Annotated in this window: 17 protein-coding genes, 1 tRNA gene and 1 riboswitch; of the genes, 6 read left to right on the forward strand and 12 right to left on the reverse strand. The window is 68.6% G+C overall.

Going from position 1 to position 19,495, the window contains the following annotated elements; genetic code table 11:
- Positions 1 to 36: 36 nt before the first annotated feature.
- Positions 37 to 348: a hypothetical protein gene (locus G3I56_RS16640; protein WP_164409760.1), complete on the reverse strand. Its 312-nt coding sequence runs from the start codon at positions 346 to 348 to the stop codon at positions 37 to 39.
- 104 nt (positions 349 to 452) lie between these two features.
- Here G3I56_RS16640 and G3I56_RS16645 point away from each other — a divergent pair, with 104 nt between their 5' ends.
- The gene (locus tag G3I56_RS16645; RefSeq protein ID WP_164409761.1) at positions 453 to 683 is read left to right on the forward strand and encodes a DUF4287 domain-containing protein; all 231 of its coding nucleotides are present in this window, start codon (positions 453 to 455) and stop codon (positions 681 to 683) included.
- A 135-nt stretch (positions 684 to 818) separates the two neighbouring features.
- Here the strand turns inward: G3I56_RS16645 and G3I56_RS16650 are convergent, their stop codons facing one another.
- From G3I56_RS16650 to G3I56_RS16660, 3 genes are all read right to left on the reverse strand, one after another.
- Complete coding sequence (locus G3I56_RS16650) at positions 819 to 1,727, reverse strand: Bax inhibitor-1/YccA family protein (protein ID WP_164318653.1); 909 nt, start codon at positions 1,725 to 1,727, stop codon at positions 819 to 821.
- A 227-nt stretch (positions 1,728 to 1,954) separates the two neighbouring features.
- Positions 1,955 to 3,175: a 4-hydroxybenzoate 3-monooxygenase gene (locus G3I56_RS16655; protein WP_164409762.1), complete on the reverse strand. Its 1,221-nt coding sequence runs from the start codon at positions 3,173 to 3,175 to the stop codon at positions 1,955 to 1,957.
- 180 nt (positions 3,176 to 3,355) lie between these two features.
- A tRNA-Leu gene (locus G3I56_RS16660) sits at positions 3,356 to 3,439 on the reverse strand.
- Positions 3,440 to 3,897: 458 nt separating this feature from the next.
- Here G3I56_RS16660 and G3I56_RS16665 point away from each other — a divergent pair.
- Together G3I56_RS16665 and G3I56_RS16670 are read left to right on the forward strand one after the other, a co-directional pair.
- Entirely contained in the window at positions 3,898 to 4,671 is a 774-nt protein-coding gene (locus G3I56_RS16665; protein WP_164409763.1) for an ABC transporter ATP-binding protein, read from the forward strand.
- Positions 4,672 to 4,822: 151 nt separating this feature from the next.
- Positions 4,823 to 7,369, forward strand: a complete 2,547-nt coding sequence (locus tag G3I56_RS16670; protein WP_164409764.1) for an FtsX-like permease family protein — start codon at positions 4,823 to 4,825, stop codon at positions 7,367 to 7,369.
- A gap of 92 nt (positions 7,370 to 7,461) precedes the next feature.
- On the opposite strand, the gene G3I56_RS16675 is transcribed toward G3I56_RS16670, so the two are convergent.
- Positions 7,462 to 8,760, reverse strand: coding sequence for a cyclopropane-fatty-acyl-phospholipid synthase family protein (locus tag G3I56_RS16675; RefSeq protein ID WP_164409765.1), 1,299 nt, complete (start codon positions 8,758 to 8,760; stop codon positions 7,462 to 7,464).
- Between the two features lie 842 nt (positions 8,761 to 9,602).
- Between G3I56_RS16675 and G3I56_RS16680 the strand changes: the two genes are divergently transcribed.
- Positions 9,603 to 10,640 carry an IS30 family transposase gene (locus G3I56_RS16680; RefSeq protein ID WP_164409903.1) on the forward strand — a complete coding sequence of 346 codons (1,038 nt, stop codon included), beginning with the start codon at positions 9,603 to 9,605 and terminating at the stop codon, positions 10,638 to 10,640.
- Positions 10,641 to 10,825: 185 nt separating this feature from the next.
- Here the strand turns inward: G3I56_RS16680 and G3I56_RS16685 are convergent, their stop codons facing one another.
- Entirely contained in the window at positions 10,826 to 12,226 is a 1,401-nt protein-coding gene (locus tag G3I56_RS16685; RefSeq protein ID WP_164409766.1) for an NAD(P)/FAD-dependent oxidoreductase, read from the reverse strand.
- Positions 12,227 to 12,833: 607 nt separating this feature from the next.
- Between G3I56_RS16685 and G3I56_RS16690 the strand changes: the two genes are divergently transcribed.
- A complete protein-coding gene (locus G3I56_RS16690; protein ID WP_164409767.1) occupies positions 12,834 to 13,106 on the forward strand; it encodes a type II toxin-antitoxin system Phd/YefM family antitoxin in 273 nt (90 codons plus the stop codon).
- Positions 13,103 to 13,372: a type II toxin-antitoxin system RelE/ParE family toxin gene (locus G3I56_RS16695; RefSeq protein WP_164409768.1), complete on the forward strand. Its 270-nt coding sequence runs from the start codon at positions 13,103 to 13,105 to the stop codon at positions 13,370 to 13,372. Before G3I56_RS16690 ends, G3I56_RS16695 begins: the two co-directional genes overlap by 4 nt.
- Before the next feature lie 4 nt (positions 13,373 to 13,376).
- Here the strand turns inward: G3I56_RS16695 and G3I56_RS16700 are convergent, their stop codons facing one another.
- The 6 genes from G3I56_RS16700 to G3I56_RS16725 form a co-directional block, all read right to left on the reverse strand.
- Positions 13,377 to 14,318: a Ppx/GppA phosphatase family protein gene (locus tag G3I56_RS16700; RefSeq protein ID WP_164409769.1), complete on the reverse strand. Its 942-nt coding sequence runs from the start codon at positions 14,316 to 14,318 to the stop codon at positions 13,377 to 13,379.
- Positions 14,315 to 14,974, reverse strand: coding sequence for a DUF501 domain-containing protein (locus G3I56_RS16705; protein ID WP_239134935.1), 660 nt, complete (start codon positions 14,972 to 14,974; stop codon positions 14,315 to 14,317). Before G3I56_RS16705 ends, G3I56_RS16700 begins: the two co-directional genes overlap by 4 nt.
- A gap of 25 nt (positions 14,975 to 14,999) precedes the next feature.
- Positions 15,000 to 15,470, reverse strand: coding sequence for a septum formation initiator family protein (locus G3I56_RS16710; protein WP_164409770.1), 471 nt, complete (start codon positions 15,468 to 15,470; stop codon positions 15,000 to 15,002).
- 240 nt (positions 15,471 to 15,710) lie between these two features.
- Positions 15,711 to 16,997 (reverse strand): phosphopyruvate hydratase, encoded by a 1,287-nt coding sequence (eno, locus tag G3I56_RS16715; protein ID WP_164409771.1) that lies wholly within the window; start codon positions 16,995 to 16,997, stop codon positions 15,711 to 15,713.
- Positions 16,998 to 17,380: 383 nt separating this feature from the next.
- Positions 17,381 to 18,109 carry a transglycosylase family protein gene (locus tag G3I56_RS16720; RefSeq protein WP_164409772.1) on the reverse strand — a complete coding sequence of 243 codons (729 nt, stop codon included), beginning with the start codon at positions 18,107 to 18,109 and terminating at the stop codon, positions 17,381 to 17,383.
- Between the two features lie 4 nt (positions 18,110 to 18,113).
- Positions 18,114 to 18,285: riboswitch (cyclic di-AMP (ydaO/yuaA leader) on the reverse strand.
- 184 nt (positions 18,286 to 18,469) lie between these two features.
- A complete protein-coding gene (locus G3I56_RS16725) occupies positions 18,470 to 19,426 on the reverse strand; it encodes a transglycosylase family protein (RefSeq protein WP_343239967.1) in 957 nt (318 codons plus the stop codon).
- Positions 19,427 to 19,495: the final 69 nt, after the last annotated feature.

Consider the following 19,495-nt stretch of genomic DNA (forward strand, 5'->3'; position numbering starts at 1 on the left):
ACCTCCAGAGGCTTCTGGAAGGCCTCAAAACCGCCGCTAAACCCCCGCCCGCTGCTGAGCCTCCGCCACCAGAGTCAGCGCCGCGGCCAGCTCGCCTTCGCTTTTCAGAACGAGCGCCAGATCATTCGCGGCGACAGTCACCTGATCCGCCGCGGCGAACATTCCGACATCAGGCATCACCCGAGGGTCAGTCCCCGGCGACTCCAGAAGCTGGGCACGCCGTGCCAACTCCCTGGCCAACCCCAACGCCTCCGCAGCGGCCCCCCTTTGCAACCGACTCTGCGGCGCCGCCCGCAACCGGTCGGCAAAGTGATCCACTGCAAGCGTCAAAGGCTCGGTATCCAGCACGCCGTGAGACTAACGGTCGCAACCGGACTGTTGCCAACAACCCAACCCTCAGGCACCGTGGCGTGAAGGACCGGCTTACATCCCCTTTGCGTCCGGAGGCGCCGATGTCCCACGTCCTCTCCGAGGAGACCCACCGCAACATGCTCGCCCGCATCCCCCAATGCACCGGTCGTGAAGTCGCCGACTGGTTGCGCACCGTCGACGAAGGCCCCTCCCTCTTCCGCTTCGAGGAGAAGGTCAGCTGGCTCCGGCACGAGCACAATCTCGCGTACGGCCACGCCAAGGCGATCATTCACGAGTACGACCTGAGGAGGGCCGCGCGCAAGTTCCTCTGAGAGCACAGCTTTCTGAGCGCACAGAGCCCTCCGAGAGACCGAGGCGCGCACCGACACCACGACGAGAAGGGCCCCGGGGTGACCCCGGGGCCCTTCTACTGCGTACTGCGTACTACTTGCCTACTGCCTGGCGTACTAGTCGTTGCCCTGCAGAATGGCGATCAGCCGCAGGAACTCCAGGTAGATCCAGACCAGCGTCATCGTGAGACCGAAGGCGGCGAGCCAGGCCTCCTCGCGCGGCGCGCCGTAGGCGATGCCGTCCTCGACCTGCTTGAAGTCGAGGGCGAGGAAGCACGCACCGAGCAGGATGCCGATGATGCCGAACATGATGCCGAGGCCGCCGCTGCGGAAGCCGAGGCCGTCACCGCCGCCGAACACCGCGAACAGCAGGTTCACGGCCATCAGCAGCACGAAGCCGAGCGCCGCCGCCATCACGAAGCCGTAGAAGCGGCGGTTGACGCGGATCCAGCCCGCCTTGTACGCCACGAGTACGGCGGTGAAGACCGCCAGCGTGCCGATCACGGCCTGCATGGCCGCACCGCTCGCGATGCGGTTGTCGACGACGCTGGAGACAACGCCGAGGAAGACACCCTCGAGCGCCGCGTACGTCACGATCAGCGCGGGCGAGGCCTTGCGCTTGAAGGACTGGACGAGGCCCAGGACCATCGCGACCAGACCGGCGCCGATGGCGATGCCGTAGGACCGGCTGATGTTCGCGTCGTCGACCGGCAGCAGCGCCCAGGCGAGCGCCGCCGTGACGACCAGCACACCGAGCGTGGTGGCCGTCCGCATGACGACGTCGTCCATCGTCATCCGGCCGGTGGAGACCGGGGCCTGCGGCGGTGCGCCGTGCTGAAGGTCCTGCTGCGCGTAGGGGTTGGTCGCGTACGGGTTGCCGCCCTGCTGGGCCTGCTGGTCCGCATAGGGGTTGCCCGACTGCGTACCGACACCGGCTCCCCCGGCCTGCGGCGCGGTGTTGAAGCCCGCGTAGCCGTTGTCGCGGCTGAACCCCCGTCGCGAGAAGACCGGGTTGCTGCTCCTCATTTCACTCCTCCATGGCCACAGTGCGTGGCCTTGGGCTCAAGAGTAATAGGTGGGCAAAGGATTGACCCTAGTGCTTGGGGAGGATCTTTCCCTTGTCCTGTCGCGAACACGCTACGCGCCCCCCTGATTCCCGGCTACGGAGCCCCGGGACCATGACCAACCCGGTACAGACCCGAGACCGCCCCCTGATCAAGCCGGGCGGCGGACCCCTTCACTCACCGGCTCTCTCACTCCAGGGGGAAACCCGTGTACCCCTCGGCGAGGTCGGTCTCCGCCGAGCGGGCGCCGGCGATCCGCTCCAGCCGGGCCAGCTGGAGCCGGTCCTCGAAGGGAGTGGCGTCCGGGGTCCGGTGCAGCAGGGTCGTCATGTCGTACGAGAACCGCTCGGCCTGCCAGACCCGGCGCAGACAGGTCTCGGAGTAGGCGTCGAGCAGCTCCGCCGACCCCGTCTCCTTCTCGTGTGTCAGTGCGCGCGCGAAGGTCACGACGTCGCCGACGGCGAGGTTGAGCCCCTTGGCGCCGGTGGGCGGCACGATGTGCGCGGCGTCCCCGGCCAGGAACAGCCGTCCGTACCGCATCGGCTCGTGGACATAGCTCCGCATCGGGGTCACGGACTTCTGGGTGATGGGCCCCCGGTCGAGCTTCCAGCCGTCGGCGGTCTCGAAGCGGCGCTCCAGCTCGTCCCAGATCTCCTCGTCGCTCCACTCCTCGGCGTCGGTGCCGTCCGGCACCTGGAGGTAGAGGCGGGAGACGGACGGGGAGCGCATGGAGAGGAGGGCGAAGCCGCGGTCGTGGCGGGCGTAGACCAGCTCGTCGTGCGAGGGCGGTACGTCGGCGAGGATGCCGAGCCAGCCGAAGGGGTACGACCGTTCGAAGACGCGGGTGAGTTCGGCGGGGATCGCCGTACGGGCCACTCCCCAGAAGCCGTCGCACCCGACGACGTACTCGCACTCCAGTACGTCCTCGCGCCCCTCATGCCGGAACCGCACCCGAGGACCACCACTGCCGGCGCCCTCGACTTCCCCCGCTCCCCCCGTTCCCTCCACTCCCTCCACTCCCTCCACGGCGAGCGCCTCCGCCTCGAAGAGCAGCGGGCCGCCCTCCACCAGCTGGAGGGCGATGAGGTCCTTGCAGACCTCGGTCTGCGCGTACACCATCACGGACCGACCGCCGGTGAGGGCGGGGAAGTCGACGCGGTGGCGCTTCCTGTCGTAGCGCAGCTCGATGCCGTCGTGGCGCAGCCCCTCGCGGTCCATACGGGCACCGGCCCCGGCCGCGCGCAGTACGTCGACGGTGCCCTGTTCCAGGATCCCGGCCCGCTGCCGCCGCTCCACGTACGCCCGGTCGCGGCTCTCCAGGACGACCGAGTCAATACCGGCGTTGTGGAGCAGCCGGGCGAGCAGGAGCCCGGCGGGGCCGGCTCCGATGATGCCGACGGTGGTACGCATCGGTCGTTCCCTTCATACGGGCGGTACGGTCATCCAGCGCAGATATGTTCGCGTGGTGAAACTTTCTTCACGAACCCTCTGTGATGAGTGTCTGGTCGCACACGCCCGCTGTCAACGGTTCCGCGATGAAGTCCTCAATGGACACAGCACCGACAAATCCGGCGCACAAGCAGTCGGAAGTGCCCGGAGCCGGACTTGAACCGGCACGCCCGCGAAGGGGCAGCGAGGTTTAAGCTCGCCGTGTCTGCATTCCACCATCCGGGCAGGCCCTGGGCTCCGCATCGAGGTTCCGAGCCTATCGGGACGCCCCACCCGAACTGCGGGTGAGGGCCCCGATGTTGTCTTATTTTATTGACTTCTGAGGGTGCATCAGCACCTGGAACGAGCCATCCGCACTTGCCAACAGCCTTTCGCGAGGCGGTTCGGCGCACATGCGGAATGACGGAATTTCACCGTTCGAACAAGGGGGCTCCACCTGTTCTTGACATCTCCCCGCCCGAAGGACCTGGAAGGACCTAGGGGACGACCGTCATCCCCAGGTATGACACGGGCCCCCCGGGTCCGTCCCGGGTCTGCCTTCGGAACTGGAACAGCGGCTGACTACACGGCAACCCATGGCCATGACGATGGGTTCACGAGCTTCGGACCTCACAGCCGAACCCGAACTCGTCACATCTCTTGGCCCATCGCCGCGCACCGCTGTCCCGACAGGAGCCCCACCCGTGACCACCACTCCCCTCGCCGACCGGACCACCACGGTCGCCGCCCGCGCCACGGAACTGTCCAAGATCTACGGACAGGGAGAGACGCAGGTCGTCGCCCTCGACCGGGTCTCCGTCGACTTCAAGCAGGCCGAGTTCACCGCGATCATGGGCCCGTCCGGCTCCGGCAAGTCCACGCTGATGCACTGCGTGGCGGGCCTGGACTCCTTCTCGTCCGGCTCTGCGCGCATCGGCGACACCGAGCTGGGCTCACTCAAGGACAAGCAGCTCACCAAGCTCCGCCGGGACAAGATCGGCTTCATCTTCCAGGCGTTCAACCTGCTGCCGACGCTGACCGCCCTGGAGAACATCACCCTCCCGATGGACATCGCGGGCCGTAAGCCGGACAAGGAGTGGCTGGATTCGGTGATCTCGATGATCGGCCTCGCCGACCGACTCCGCCACCGCCCGTCCCAGCTCTCCGGCGGCCAGCAGCAGCGCGTCGCCGTGGCCCGGGCCCTGGCCTCCCGCCCCGACATCATCTTCGGCGACGAACCGACCGGGAACCTCGACTCCCGCGCGGGCGCCGAGGTACTGGGCTTCCTGCGCAACTCCGTACGGGAACTGGGGCAGACGGTCGTGATGGTCACCCACGACCCGGTGGCGGCGGCGTACGCGGACCGGGTGGTCTTCCTCGCGGACGGCAGGATCGTGGACGAGCTGTACGGCCCGACGGCGGACGGCGTCCTGGACCTCATGAAGCGGCTCGACACCAGGACGATCCGCACCAGCTGACGCACCGCCATCGCGTGGGCCGCGGGTTGACGCTCCCTCAACTCCCTTGCGCCCGAACTGACTTCGGCACGACCCGACTTCGGCACGACCTGACTTCTGCACGACCTCGACTTCTGCACGACCTCGACTTCGACGGACTGAGACGACACCCATGTTCCGTACCGCCCTGCGCAACGTACTCGCGCACAAGGCCAGACTCCTGATGACCGTGCTCGCCGTGATGCTCGGCGTGGCCTTCGTGTCCGGGACCCTGGTCTTCACCAACACCCTCTCGAACGCCCTCCAGAACAGCTCCGCCAAGGGCTTCGACCAGGTCGACGTCGCCGTGCAGCCGGGCGTCGGGGACGTGGGGAACGATGGGGGCGACACGATCGCCAAGCCCCCGGAGCTGACACAGGCCCTGCTCGACGAGAGCGCGAAGGTTCCGGGCGCCGCGTCCGTCATCGGGGTCGTGAACGGCTTCACGGCCATCGCCGACAAGGACGGCAAGCTCGTCGGCGACGGTTTCCAGTCACAGGGCGCGAACTACTGGGGCGACAAGGACGCCCGGTACCCGCTGACGGACGGCACCGCGCCCAAGGGCGCCGGCCAGGTCGCCCTCGACGCGAAGACCGCCGAGCGGGCCGGATACAAGGTCGGGGACACCGTGCGCCTGTCGGTGGACGGCCCGGTGCTCTCCCCCACCCTCTCCGGCATCTTCACGACGGACGACGGCAACGTGACGGCCGGCGGCAGCCTCGCACTGTTCGACACGGCGACCGCGCAGCGGCTGTACGGCAAGGTGGGCGCGTACGACGAGATCGACGTCAAGGCGGCGGCTGGAACGAGCCAGGCCACACTCAAGGCGGCGCTGGACAAGGCCCTGCCGCGAAACGCCGTCGAGACGACGACGGCCACGAAACTCGCCGACGACCAGGCGAGGAACATCGCCTCCGAGATGAGCGGCCTGAAGCAGGGCCTGCTGGTCTTCGCGGGCATCGCCCTGTTCGTCGGTACGTTCATCATCGCCAACACCTTCACCATGCTGGTCGCCCAGCGCACCAAGGAACTTGCGCTGATGCGGGCGGTCGGTGCCTCGCGCCGGCAGGTCACCCGGTCCGTGCTGATCGAGGCGTTCGTGGTCGGCGCGGTGGCGGCGGTGACCGGGCTGATCGCGGGCATCGGCATCGGGGCCGGGCTGAAGTCATTGCTGGGCATGCTCGGCGCGACCGTGCCCGACGGGCCGCTGGTCGTCACGCCGGGCACGGTCGGCGCGGCCCTCGCGGTCGGCATCGTCGTCACCATGCTGGCGGCCTGGCTGCCCGGCCGCCGCGCCGCGAAGATCCCGCCGGTGGCCGCCATGAGCAGCGTCCACGCCACCGCGACCACCAAGTCGCTGGTGCTGCGCAACACGCTCGGCGCGCTCTTCTCGGGCGCGGGCATCGCCGTGGTCCTGGCCGCGACGTCGATGAACGGCTCGGACGGCCAGGCCCCCATGGGCATCGGCGCGGTACTGCTCATCATCGGCGTCTTCATCCTCACCCCCCTCCTCTCCCGCCCGCTGATCGCCGCCGCCGGCCCGCTCATGCGCGTGTTCGGCGTCTCCGGGAAGCTGGCCCGCCAGAACTCGGTCCGCAACCCCCGTCGTACGGCCGCCACGGCCTCCGCGCTGATGATCGGGCTCACCCTCATCACCGGCATGACGGTGATGGCGGGCAGTCTCCAGCAGGCGATCAACAGGATGGCGTCGGACTCGATCAGCGCGGACTACATCGTCTCGATGGCCAACGGCAACCGTCTCTCCCCCGACGTCGCCGAGAAGCTGGCGAAGACGCCCGGAGTGACCGCCGTCAGCCCCCTGAGCGACGCCGCCGTCCTCATCGACGACACGTCGGAGTACATGACCGGCGTCACCGGCGGCGCGATCGGCAAGCTGACGAAGCTGACGGTCGACGACGGCACGTTCAAGGTCGGCGGCACCCAGGTCGTCGTGGACGAACGGACGGCCAAGTCCCATGGCTGGAAGGCGGGTTCGGCCTTCACGGTCACCTACGACGACGGGCAGAAGCAGCGGCTGACCGTGGCGGGCGTGTACGAGGGCAACGAGGTGGTGAACGGCATCATGGTCGACAACACCCTGCTGGCCCCGCACCGGACGGAAGCGGCCGAGTACGCCGACATGCAGGTCATGGTGAAGACGTCGGACGGCGCGACGAGCGCGACGAAGGACAAGCTGGCGAAGGCCCTGGGCGCCAACCCGGCCATCAAGATCCAGGACAAGAAGGACATCTCCAACGAGATCGCGCAGATGTTCACCCTGATGCTGAACATGCTCTACGGCCTGCTGGCCATGGCGGTCCTGGTCGCGGTCCTCGGGGTCGTCAACACCCTGGCCATGTCGGTCTTCGAACGCTCCCAGGAGATCGGCATGCTCCGCGCGATCGGCCTCGACCGCAAGGGCATCAAGCAGATGGTCCGTCTGGAGTCCCTGGTCATCTCCCTGTTCGGCGGTGTCCTGGGCATCGGCCTGGGCGTGTTCTTCGGCTGGGCGGCCGGCGAACTGGTGGGCACGAGCATGCCGACGTACGAACTCGTCCTGCCCTGGGCCAGGATGGCGCTCTTCCTGCTCCTCGCGGCCACGGTGGGCATCCTGGCGGCCCTGTGGCCGGCCCGTCGCGCGGCCAGCATGAACATGCTGGCGGCGATCAAGTCGGAGTAGGGGGCAAGCAGTAGCAGCCGTACGGGAGTTGGGCTCCGCTGATACAACAGCTGAGCCCAACTCCCGTCTCGTTGACGTCAGTTCCAGATATCTCAGTTCCAGGTACGGGCCCGCAGGGGCATCCCGGAAGCGCCGGACCCGGGGGTCCGCACGGCGAGGACCTGGTTGACGCCGAGCCGGTTGTGTTCGAAGGCGAGGGCGCAGGCGGCCATGTACAGCCGCCAGACGCGGGCCCGCCCCGGGCTGGTGAGGCGCAGGGCCAGCGGCCAGTCGGCCTCCAGATTGGCGACCCACCGACGCAGGGTCAGGGCGTAGTGCTCCCGGATCGACTCGACGTCACGCACCTCGAACCCGGCCCGTTCGAGCTGGGTGACGGTGGTGCCGACGGGCGCGAGTTCACCGTCCGGGAAGACGTACGCGTCGATGAATCCGTCGAGGCTGTACGCGCCCTCGTCCGTGTGCGGCCGACGGGCGATCTGGTGGTTGAGCAGCCGGCCGCCCGGCTTGAGCAGGGCGTACAGCTCACGCGCGTACAGCAGATACTGCTCGCTCCCCACATGCTCGGCCATGCCCACGGAGGACACGGCGTCGAAGGGCCCGTCGGTGACATCCCGGTAGTCCTGCACCCGGATCTCGACGCGGTCCGCGAGCCCCTCTTCCGCGACGCGCTTACGGGCGTACGCGGCCTGTTCCTGCGAGAGGGTGACGCCGACGACCTGAACGCCGTACTCGCGGGCGGCATGGACGGCGAGGGAGCCCCAGCCGCAGCCGACGTCGAGGAGCCGCAGGCCCGGCGTCAGGGCGAGCTTGCGGCAGATGAGGTCCAGCTTGTCGCGCTGGGCGTCTTCGAGACCGGCGGCACCGTCACCGGCCTCCCAGTAGGCGCAGGAGTACACCATGGACGGGCCGAGGACGACCTCGTAGAAGTCGTTGCCGACGTCGTAGTGGTGGCTGACGGCGCGCTTGTCGGTGCGCTTGGTGTGGAGGCGTCGGCGCCGCCGCGGAACCTCTTCACGGGGCGGGGTGGGAGGGATGGGGAGCCCGGCCATCCGCACGAGCCCGCGCACCGCGGCCCGCACCCCGGGTTCGCGCAGTGCCTCGGTGAGACTCCGGGCGTCCTCCTCACGCTCCCAGACCAACCCGGACAGGTGATCGAGCGCGGCGTAGAAATCGCCCTCGATGTCCAGGTCGCCGGAGACCCAGGCCCGGGCGAGCCCCAGTTCGCCGGGTTTCCACAGCAGCCGGCGCAGGGCGCGGCGGTTACGGACGACCAGTGCGGGAGCGTCGGGCGGGCCGGCCTGTGAACCGTCCCAGGCGCGGATACGCATCGGGAGCGGGGCCCCCAGCAACTGTTCGGCGAAGCTCTGGAGCCGCGATGCGGCTTCGGGCATGACGCACACCTCCGTGACGACATCACCGGGAATGTCCAACACCCACGAAAACACCATCGGGTCGGGCTCGCAGTCCCCAGAACTGATCACAACTGGGCAAAAGGGTGTACCCACCCACCCATCCGCCCGTTCACCGCACACATGCCAGCCCAGCACCGGGCAATCCAGCCCGTCCGGCGTTCAAGAACCAGGCCCGTTCGGCCCAAGCCGTGCTTCCCACCACCCGCCCCCACCGTCAATCCAGCCCAGCCCCGGGCACATCCAGCCCAGCCAGCGTCTGAGGACGGAGCCCACCCGCCCCCACCCCAGCCCGTCCGGCGTTTGGGGACGAGGCCCGTTCGGCCCAAGCCTTGTTTCCCACCCACCCACCCGCCCCCACCCCAGCCCGTCCGGCGTTTGAGGACGAGGCCCCTTCAGGGCCGAAGCGGGGGCTTAGGTTCCAGCGGTCCTCGCAACACTCATGATCAATGGGAGTTGCGAGGACCGTGGGCGGTAAGAGGCTTGATCCGGCGTTGAAACAGCGCTTCCTTGACCGGCTGGGTGTCGTTGGGAGCGTGTCTCTCGTGGCCCGTGAGCTGGGACTGAACCGGAATACGGCGTTTACGCTGGCCCGCAAGGCGGGCATCAAGGTCGGGCACATGGGGCACCCGGGGCGCGAGGAGTACACCCAGCTGCGGGCTCGGGGTGTCTCGCGCCGGGAGGCTGCTGAACGGGTCGGGGTGCATGTGCGCACGGCCAAGGACTGGGACTACGGCGTCCGGAAGTTCCACAGTGGGCGGGTCTACCCCGACGGCCGACGTGTGGACTACGCGACGGGAACCGTCACGATGTCCGGTGTGATCATGAAGACACCGGTGGGGCCGGTGAGCCTCAAGTCCCTTGAGAAGAAGCTGCACCCGCGGTTCCTGACGCTCTCCGAGCGGGAACGAATACGCGATCTCCGCGCGGCCGGCCAGTCGCTGCGGGCCATCGGGCGGGTCCTGGGGCGCCCGGCCAGCACCATCTCACGCGAGCTGCGGAACAACTCGGGAACTGTCGGCTACCACCCCTACATGGCACACAGGACCGCTGCCACGCGCAGGCCCCGGCCGAAGCAGCGCAAGCTGCTGCGGGAGAGTCCGCTGCGCAACTTCGTCCAGGACGGTCTGCACAGACGGTGGTCCCCGGAACAGATCTGCCACGCTCTGACCAAGAGCCATCCCGGCGACCAAGACATGCGGGTGAGCGTGGAGACGATCTATCAGGCACTGTATTTCCAGGCCAGGGGCGGTCTGAAGCGGGAAGTCCAGGCGGCTGTCCGCACCGGCCGCACGCATCGCAAGCCGCGACGCGACCCGAACCGTCGCACCCCTCGCTTCAACGACCCGATGGTGATGATCAGCAGCCGTCCCGCCGAGGTCGAGGAAAGGGCGGTGCCGGGCCACTGGGAAGGCGACCTGATCGTCGGCGCACACGGCCGGTCCGCCATCACGACCCTGGTCGAGCGGGCCACCCGCTACACCATGCTGGTCCACCTGCCGGGCAACTCTCACGACGCCACAGCCGTCCGCGACGGCCTGGTCCGCACCGTCCAGACCCTTCCCCAGCACCTGCGGGGCTCGCTCACCTGGGACCAGGGAGCCGAGATGGCACGGCACAAGCAGTTCACCATGGCCACCGGGATGCCGGTCTACTTCTGCGATCCTGCCTCGCCCTGGCAGCGCGGCTCGAACGAGAACACCAACGGCCTGCTGCGGCAGTACTTCCCCAAGGGCACCGACCTGAGCCTGCACAGTCCCGAGGAACTCGAACACGTCGCCCAGGAACTCAACGGCCGTCCACGCAAGACGCTCGGCTGGGATACACCAGCCGAGCGTCTACGTGATCTACTCACCGCCTAGGCCAGACAGTGTTGCAACGACCGCTAGAACTCAAGGGGTCTGGGGGCGCAGCCCCCAGGAACAGGACGGGACGGGCAGAGACGGCGGGGGACGGGGGAAACGCCTGAAGGGGCCCCTCGCACCACGGATGGCGAGCGGCCCCTTCAGGGGTGTTTCAGTGACCGGAGGTCAAAGGGGAAGGGAGATCAGGAGGCCTTGGCCTCTGACTTCTCCTCGACCTTCTCCTCGGCCTTCTTCGCGGCAGCGACCGGCGCCGGCTTGGCGGCCTCGTAGAACTCCTCACGAGGAGTCTCGAGCGCGCCCAGCGCCACAACCTCACGCTTCAGGAACATCGCCAGCGTCCAGTCCGCGAACACCCGGATCTTCCGGTTCCACGTCGGCATCGCCAGACCGTGGTAGCCACGGTGCATGTACCACGCCAGCCGGCCCTTGAGCGTGATCTTGAGCTTGCCCATCACGATCATCGCGACGCCCTTGTGCAGGCCAAGACCCGCGACAGCGCCCTTGTTGGAGTGCGCGTACTCCTTCTGCGGGAAGCCCCGCATACCGGAGACCACGTTGTCGCCGAGGACCTTCGCCTGTCGCAGCGCGTGCTGCGCGTTCGGCGGGCACCAGGCGTTCTCCACGCCGGCCTTGCGGGCGGCCACGTCCGGCACCTGGGCGTTGTCGCCCGCGGCCCAGATGTAGTCCGTACCCGTGACCTGGAGCGTCGGCTGCGCGTCCACGTGACCGCGCGGGCCCAGCGGAAGGCCGAACCGCGACAGGACCGGGTTGGGCTTGACGCCCGCGGTCCACACGATGGTGTTGGAGTCGACCTCGAGGCCGTTCTTCAGGACGACGTGACCGTCGACGCAGGAGTCCATCGACGTCGAGAGGTAGATCTCGACCCCGCGGCTCTCCAGGTGCTCCTTGCCGTACTGGCCCAGCTTCGGGCCGACCTCGGGAAGGATCTTGTCGGCGGCGTCGACGAGAATGAACCGCATGTCCTCGCGGGACACGCTGGTGTAGTACTTCGCCGCGTCGCGCGCCATGTCCTCGACCTCGCCGATGGTCTCCGCACCCGCGAAGCCACCGCCGACGAAGACGAAGGTGAGCGCCTTGCGGCGGATCTCCTCGTCGGTCGTGGAGTCAGCCTTGTCCAGCTGCTCGAGGACGTGGTTCCGCAGGCCGATGGCCTCCTCGATGCCCTTCATACCGATGCCCTGTTCGGCGAGGCCGGGGATCGGGAAGGTGCGGGAGACCGCGCCCATGGCGATGACGAGGTAGTCGAAAGGCAGCTCGTACGCCTCACCCACGAGGGGGGCGATCGTGGCGACCTTGCGGTCCTGATCGATGGTGGTGACCCGACCGGTGAGAACTTCCGCCTTGGGCAGCACACGTCGCAGCGGTACGACGACGTGGCGCGGCGAAATGCTGCCGGCGGCGGTTTCGGGGAGGAAGGGCTGGTAGGTCATGTACGACCGGGGGTCGACGACCGTGACGGTCGCCTCGCCGTAGCGCATCTTCTTGAGGATGCGCCGAGCTGCGTACAGGCCTACGTACCCACCGCCTACTACGAGGATCCTGGGACGCTCCGTGGTGCTCATGCCATCGAGTATCCACCCGCTCCAGGGGGGTCGCTCGTGCGCCCCTTCACAAGCTTATGCGGCCCCTCTGCTACACTGCGCGCCCCGCATGGCCGAGACCCCGCCATCCAAGAGGTACCAGCGGGCGGTACGCCCCGATGTCAATGCCGCGTGAACTGCTCTTCCGGGCCGCCGGAGCAACTGGACCAGCCTCCGGCCACACCCCCTGGAAACACCGCCGAAACGCTCCCCCGAGCACGCTCCCACCCCAGGTGAGCCCCCGAAAGAGCCCTTCGGACCATGTTCGTCGCCCAACAGGACCGAATTCCTTGTGAAGAACTTCACGAAGTTTCCCGGGAGGGCGTCACCGGGGGGCCTCAAACAGCCCCCCAGGTGCGCTCATACGTTGTCCGACCTGCTCAGCCGAGGGTCATACGACCGCCCACGCGATGCCGTCGAGGAGTCGCCCGAAGTACTACTGGAGATCCTCTGCCACTTTGAACGCGATCCCGTCGAGGAACGCCTACGAACGCGACTCGACTGCGCAACTGTGCGCGATCCCGCCGAGGATGTCTCACGAACGCGACTCACCCGGGCGCGTGTACACATATGCGCGTACACTGACGTCATGACCGAGGACACCGTGACGATACGGGAAGCCCGCGCCCATCTCGCGGAGCGCATCAACCTGGCCGAGGAAGGCACCCCGACGGTCATCACTCGCAACGGCACTCCGGTGGCGGCAGTGGTACCGATCGCGGACTTCGAAGCCCTGGAAGAGGCGGCCGACGTCATGTTGGCCCGAGAGGCCGAAGCGGTCCTGGCCGAGAACGGCCCCACCGTGACCATGGCCGAACTGCTGGCAGATCTGTTCACCGAGCACGGTGAAGGCGCCGCGTGAAGTACGCGTTCCGGTTCACCACGGCGGCGCAGCGGCAACTCCGGGCCGTCAGCCGACTCGACGCCATGCGCATCCTGACCGCGCTGACCGCTCTCGGTGACGACCCGTATCGCGAGGACGCCGACGTCAAGAAGCTCACCGGCCCGTCGGGGCTCTACCGGCTGCGGGTCGGAAGCTACCGGGTCGCCTACCAGATCAACGATGGCGAACTCGTCATCCTCGTCGTCAAGGTGGGCGACCGGCGGGACGTGTACCGCAACCTGTAGGCGGTCAGGCCAAAGACCAGCCGATGCCGTCGAGGATGTCGTGCTCGCTCACCACGACCTCCGACGCCCCGATGCGCTCCATGATCGAGAGCAGGACCAGGGCCCCCGCGCCGATCACGTCGACGCGCCCCGGATGCATCGAGGGGATCGCGGCGCGCTCGGCGTGCGTGGAGCGGAGGAGGGTCTCGGTGATCTCGCGGACGCGGTCGTAGGAGACCCGGGAGTGGTGGATGGCCTCGGGGTCGTACGCGGACAGGTTCTGCGCGATCGCCGACACCGTGGTGACCGACCCCGCGAGACCCACCAGTGTGCGCGCCTCGCCCAGCGGGACCGTCTCCGCCGCCAGGTCCAGGGCCGCCTCGATGTCCGAGCGGATCGCCGCGATCTGCTCCTCGGAGGGCGGATCGGCGACGGCGCCGTCCCGCACCAGGTGCCGCTCCGTCATCCGTACGCACCCGATGTCCACGGAACGTGCCCCGCGCACCTGGTCGTCCCCGACCACGAACTCGGTCGAGCCGCCGCCGATGTCCACGACGAGGTAGGGCTTGGCGAGGTCGTCGCGTCCCTTCAGCTCCCTGGTGGCGCCGGTGAAGGAGAACTCGGCCTCCTGCTCGCCCGAGATGACCTCGGGCTCGACACCCAGGATGTCCAGCACGCCCCGTACGAACTCGTCCCGGTTCTCCGCGTCCCGGGAGGCGGACGTCGCGACGAAGCGCAGCCGCTCGGCGCCGTGCTCCTTGATGACGGTGGCGTACTCCCGGCAGGCCGCGAAGGTCCGCTCCAGCGCCTCGGGGGCCAGCCGCCCCGTACGGTCGACGCCCTGACCGAGGCGGACGATGGTCATCCGCCGGTCCAGGTCGACGAGTTCGCCGGTCAGCGGGTCCGCGTCGGCGACGAGGAGGCGGATCGAGTTCGTACCGCAGTCGATGGCGGCGACACGGGTCACTTGCCGCCCTCCCCGGGCTCCACGGAATCGGCCGAATCCATCGAGCCCATCCAGCCCGCCGGTTCCCCGGGCTCCAGTCGCTTGAACGCGAAGTGGCCGGACTCGCTCTCGTGCACCACCCAGCCCTCCCCCTCCGGAGGCGTCGTGCGCCGCACGCAGGGCCCCTTCGCCCACCACTCCGGCAGCATCGCGATCGCCTCGTCGCCCAGCGGGTTCACCCCGGGGCCGGCGGCCAGCGAGTGGCCCACGAGGACATGCAGGCACTTCACGCGGTCCGGCATGCCGCCCGCGCTCGGGAAGCCCTCCAGGACCTCGATCTCGTCACGGCGGGCGATGTAGTCCTCGTGCGCGGCCCGGTACGCGGCGGCGAGCTCCGGGTCCGTCGAGAGACGTTCCGTCATCTCCTTCATCACGCCGTTCGCCTCCAGGGTGCCGATCGCCGAGGCGGCGCGCGGGCACGTCAGGTAGTACGTCGTGGGGAAGGGCGTGCCGTCCGGCAGCCGCGGAGCCGTCTCGACGACGTCCGGATGACCGCAGGGGCAGCGGTGCGCGATGGCGCGCAGCCCGCGCGGCGGGCGGCCCAGCTGCTGCTGGAAGGCCTCGACGTCCGCGTCGGTCGGCTCGGTGCGCGGGGTGGAGGGCGGGGGCGTGTCCATACCTGTCTTTTCTGTTCCGTTCACTTCACTGGTCGGCGGCGTCGGCCTTGTCCACGCCGTCCCAGACGTTCGCGTACCAGGGGCGGTCGGCCGCGCCGAGGTCGACGCGCGACTGCTTCGCCGCGTCCGGGTCGATCGCGATGAACCCGGTCTCGCCCGGCAGCACGAAGTGCAGCCGCTGTCGGATCTGCTGCTCCGCGTACGCGTCGTCCTGCCAGCGTGCCTTCAGGTCACGGAGCTGCTCGACCCGTTGGCTGGTCCGGTCGCGTTCGCGTTCCATGTCGGCGATGTCGGCGCGCTGGGAGACGTACTGCCTTATCGGGTAGGCGAGGGCCACGATCAGCGTGCAGAGGACCAGGGCGAGCAGGGCCGCCCGGCCGGTCAGCCGGGAGCGGCGGGCCTGGCGCTTGGTCTGGGAACGGTAGACGCGGGCCGCCGTCTGCTCGCCGAGCAGCTTGATCCTGGTCGCGGTGGAGAACCGGTCCCGGTTGGTCACTGATGCTCACCTCGCAGCTCTACGCCGGTCACGCTCGCGCACCTGGTCTTTTCGGCCGGGGGTCCGGGGGTTGTCCCCCGGGAAGGCACAGTACGGCCATGTTCCCCGCCTCCCGTTCACACGCGCGTACGTCCCCGCACACGGTACGGGACCGGGTACGGGGACGTACGTACGACTGGCTATGCCTTGACCCTGGTTGGGTCAGCCGTTGTTCTCAACCGATGTTCTCAGCCGTTGTCCTCAGCCCTTGAAGCGCGGGAAGGCCGAGCGTCCGGCGTAGACCGCCGCGTCGTCGAGGATCTCCTCGATGCGCAGGAGCTGGTTGTACTTGGCGACGCGGTCCGAGCGGGCCGGGGCGCCGGTCTTGATCTGGCCGCAGTTCACGGCGACGGCGAGGTCGGCGATGGTGACGTCCTCGGTCTCGCCGGAGCGGTGGGACATCATGCACTTGAAGCCGTTGCGCTGGGCCATCTCGACGGCGTCCAGGGTCTCGGTCAGCGAGCCGATCTGGTTCACCTTGACGAGCAGGGCGTTGGCCGAACCCTCCTCGATGCCACGGGCGAGGCGCTCCGGGTTGGTGACGAAGAGGTCGTCGCCGACGATCTGGACCTTGTCGCCCAGCTTGTCGGTGATGGTCTTCCAGCCGGCCCAGTCGTCCTCGTACAGCGGGTCCTCGATGGAGATGAGCGGGTACGCGGAGACGAGCTCCTCGTAGTACTCGGTCATCTCGGCGGCCGTGCGGGACTTGCCCTCGAACTCGTACTTGCCGTCCTTGTAGAACTCGGACGCGGCGACGTCGAGGGCGAGGCCGATCTGCTCGCCGGGGACGTAACCGGCCTGCTTGATGGCCTCGACGATGAGGTCGAGGGCGGCGCGGTTGGACTCCAGGTTCGGGGCGAAGCCGCCCTCGTCGCCGAGGCCGGTGGACAGGCCCTTGGTCTTCAGCACCTTCTTGAGGGTGTGGTAGATCTCCGCACCCCAGCGCAGCGCCTCGGAGAAGGACTCCGCGCCGATCGGGGCGATCATGAACTCCTGGATGTCGACGTTGGAGTCCGCGTGGGATCCGCCGTTGAGGATGTTCATCATCGGAACGGGCAGCAGGTGCGCGTTCGGGCCGCCGAGGTAGCGGAAGAGGGGGAGGTCACAGGCTTCCGACGCGGCGTGGGCGACGGCGAGGGAGACGCCGAGGATGGCGTTGGCGCCGAGGGAGCCCTTGTTGTCGGTGGCGTCCAGGTCGAACATCGCCTGGTCGATCAGGCGCTGCTCGGTGGCGTCGTAGCCGACGAGCTCCGGGCCGATCTGCTCGATGACCGCGAGGACGGCCTTCTCGACACCCTTGCCGAAGTAGCGGTTGGGGTCACCGTCGCGCAGCTCGATGGCCTCGAAGGCTCCGGTGGAGGCGCCGGACGGGACAGCGGCACGGCCGGTGCTGCCGTCATCGAGGCCGACCTCGACCTCGACGGTGGGGTTGCCTCGTGAGTCGAGGATTTCCCGGGCTACGACGACGTCGATGGACGGCACGAGCATCTCCTTCTTGCTGGGATGTGACGCGGGTACGCGGGGCTGCTGGGCCTCGTGAGTAAGAGGCCGCGGCGGCTCCGCGATGATGAGCCTAACCGGCTCCGGGGGATCGGCCAGCCTTCCGGCCACCCCGTGGACGGAACAGGAACGGAACCGAGGGTAAACATTGTTCCCCCAGGGAACAAAAAGCCCCGCTCCGGTGCGTACGGGGGAAGACGCACCGAAGCGGGGAGCCCGTGGGGGACGGGGGTGGCCCTCACGAGGCCCTCACTATGGAAGGCACGGATGTGAGGGCCCTGTGGTTCACCTGCGAGCCGGCCGGGATCTGGGGGAGATTCCGGCCCGCAGGTGACCGGGGTCAGCTGCCGTACAACCGCGATACGGCCGCGTCAGCTGAGGTGCAGCTGCTGGCCCGGGAAGATGAAGTCGGCGTCGTCGATGATGTCCTTGTTCAGCTGGAAGAGCTTCTGCCAGCCGCCCTTGACGTCGTGCGCCTCGGCGATCGCGCTCAGGCTGTCGCCCTTGACGACCTTGTACTCGCCGTCACCCTTCTTGACCTTCTTGCCGGTCGGGGTGGTGACGGTCTTCTTGGCAGCGGGCCGCTCCTGCGAACGGGAGGCCTGCTGGTTGTCGGTGGAGCGGGTGGAGGTCTCGCCGGAGCCGCTGGAGTTGTTCGAGCTGCTGGAGTTGCCGGACGAGTTGTTGTTGCTCGTGCCCGTGCTGCTGCTCGCACCGCCACCGTAGGAGGCGCTGGACAGACCCACGCCGCAGACCGGCCAGGCACCCTTGCCCTGGCCCGCGAGGACCTTCTCGGCGATGGTTATCTGCGCGGACTTGGAGGCCTGGTCGGCGGTGGACGCGTACGCCGAGCCGCCGTACGCGGCCCAGGTCGAGGCGGAGAACTGCAGACCGCCGTAGTAGCCGTTGCCGGTGTTGATGGACCAGTTGCCGCCGGACTCGCACTGGGCGACGGTGTCCCACTCGGCGGAAGTGGCGGCCGAGGCGGAGCCGGCCGCAAGGAGCGGAGCGGCGACCGCGGCGCCGGTGACACCCGCGAGGGCGACGACCCGGGTGGCCTTGGACGGACGGCGGTGCTTGCCCTTACCGGTAAACAGCATGCGTGTATCCCCTCACCGACGCCTGCGAGGTGAGCTGTCGGGTTCGGGCCGGTTTGGTTGCCCGGCCGTACGTCCCTTGCGGGCGGCGTACGGCTTCACCCCAAGCCGCTCCGGACAACTGCCCGGTGCGGCACTTACCTTGGGTCCCCCGCTCCTGCCTACGGCGCTTGACAGCGACGACTGTTCCCGTACGGCCGTTGGCAGGATTCGGCGTTGCGACCGGCGGGGCCCACTGTGGCGGGCGATGACGACCGTAAACAGCTGATCCCCTGAAATACAAAGACGATCAGGGCTTCTGAGACCTTTGTCTCACCGCATTGATAACGGACATTCAGCCCGAAACCAGGACGTGAACTCCGGTTAGTTTTGCCCGGGTTCGCTACCTACCGCAAGGGTCTGACCGGGCAGGATGAGACCCGAGTCCGCGTCAAGGAAGGACTCGTCCTCGGCAGGGGTTCCGGTCTGCCCGCCCGCAAGATCGAGGGAGTCGGTGACACTCCAGAGGGCGTCCCCGATGCTGTCCGTGTACGAGCCCTCGGGCTCACCCCGGTGACGACCGGTACCGACGGAGGCTTCGGTGTCGGTGGAGGTTTCGGTGCCGACTTCGGCGCCCTCACTTTTACCGCTCTGCCCGTAATTGCCCCGCTGTTGCCCTCCTGAGATACCTATGGGCGAAGTGCCGCTTCCCTTCGCGCCGCCCGCGCTGGGCGACGAGGTGGAAGGAGACGGGGAGACGGCCGACCCGGCGGAGTCGCCGGAATCAGCGGGCCCGGCAGAGCCGGTCGTCGCCCCGCCGGACGGCGCGGGGGGCGGCGACGAGTCCGCGGCCCCGGTCGAGGCCGAGGAGCCGTCGGCGGGCGACACTGAGGGCGTGGGCGACGCCGAAGTCGAGGGCGAGGCGGCGGAGTCCGAACCCGAGCTCAGACCCAGGCCCAGTCCGGAGGTGTCGCTCCCGGCCGCGTCGGCGTCACCCCCGGCGACGCCCGTGTCGACATCGGCCGAACCGGTGTCCTTGCTGAGCCCGGACAGCAGCGCGCAGGCCTCCCAGGCCCCCGCCCCCTGGTCGGCGAGTATCTTCTCGCCGACGGCGATCTGCTGCGAACGGCTGGCCTGGTCGGCGCTCGCCGCGTACGCGAGGCCGCCGTACTTCACCCAGTCCGCCTGGGTCAACTGGAGCCCGCCGTAGAACCCGTTGCCGCCGTCGGCACTCCAGGAGCCGCCACTCTCGCACTCCGCGACCTTGTCCCAGGTGGTACCGCTGGCCGCGCTGGCGCCGGTCGCGGCGAGCAGTGGGATGGCGATGGCGGAGCCTGTCACGCCGGCCGCTACGAGCAGAGCCGGGGCCTGACGGGGGCGACGGTGACGACCGTTCCCGGAGAGCATGCG

Origin of the sequence: Streptomyces sp. SID12488, assembly GCF_010548275.1 — a bacterium.
GTDB lineage: Bacteria > Actinomycetota > Actinomycetes > Streptomycetales > Streptomycetaceae > Streptomyces.